Source organism: Fusibacter bizertensis (assembly GCF_029914245.1).
GTDB lineage: Bacteria > Bacillota > Clostridia > Peptostreptococcales > Acidaminobacteraceae > Fusibacter_C > Fusibacter_C bizertensis.
The window spans coordinates 1-640 of the sequence record NZ_JARYZI010000041.1 but is presented as its reverse complement, the minus strand read 5'-3'; the positions used below and the strand labels follow the sequence as shown (position 1 = coordinate 640).

The 640-nt window shown below is 46.4% G+C and carries 4 tRNA genes; all 4 read left to right on the top strand.

What is annotated here, in order from left to right:
• Positions 1-88: 88 nt before the first annotated feature.
• Positions 89-164, top strand: a tRNA-Lys gene (locus QE109_RS17625).
• A 1-nt stretch (position 165) separates the two neighbouring features.
• Positions 166-240, top strand: a tRNA-Cys gene (locus tag QE109_RS17620).
• A gap of 20 nt (positions 241-260) precedes the next feature.
• A tRNA-Arg gene (locus QE109_RS17615) sits at positions 261-337 on the top strand.
• A gap of 227 nt (positions 338-564) precedes the next feature.
• Positions 565-640: transfer RNA gene (locus QE109_RS17610), tRNA-Val, on the top strand.

Genomic DNA, 640 nt, shown 5'->3' with positions numbered 1-640 from the left:
CGGGTGTAGCTCAATGGTAGAGCCCCAGCCTTCCAAGCTGGTTGTGAGAGTTCGATTCTCTTCACCCGCTCCAATTTTTTATGTTTAAGGTCCAATAGCTCAGTTGGTAGAGCACCTGACTTTTAATCAGGGTGTCCCGCGTTCGAGCCGCGGTTGGATCACCATGGCGGCGTAGCCAAGTGGTAAGGCACAGGTCTGCAAAACCTTTATTCACCAGTTCAAATCTGGTCGCCGCCTCCATTTTTTTATATAAGCATTACGCGCTCTTAGCTCAATTGGATAGAGTGTCTGACTACGAATCAGAAGGTTAGGGGTTCGAATCCCTTAGGGCGCGCCATTTACGATTTACGAAGTAAATCGGTCGACATGTAAATTGCGAAGCAATTAGGAGACATATATTGTTCCTACTAGCAACGCTAAGTGCATATGTTGATTAAGATAAATGCATCACAGGCCCTTCTAGCAACTACGTTGCTTACGTCGGGTTCGAAAAATGCTTCACAGGCCCTTCTAGCAACTATGTTGCTTACGTCGGGTTCGAAAAATGCTTCACATTTTTCTCATGGAAGTTTAGCTCAGCTGGGAGAGCATCTGCCTTACAAGCAGAGGGTCATAGGTTCGATCCCTATAACTTCCACCA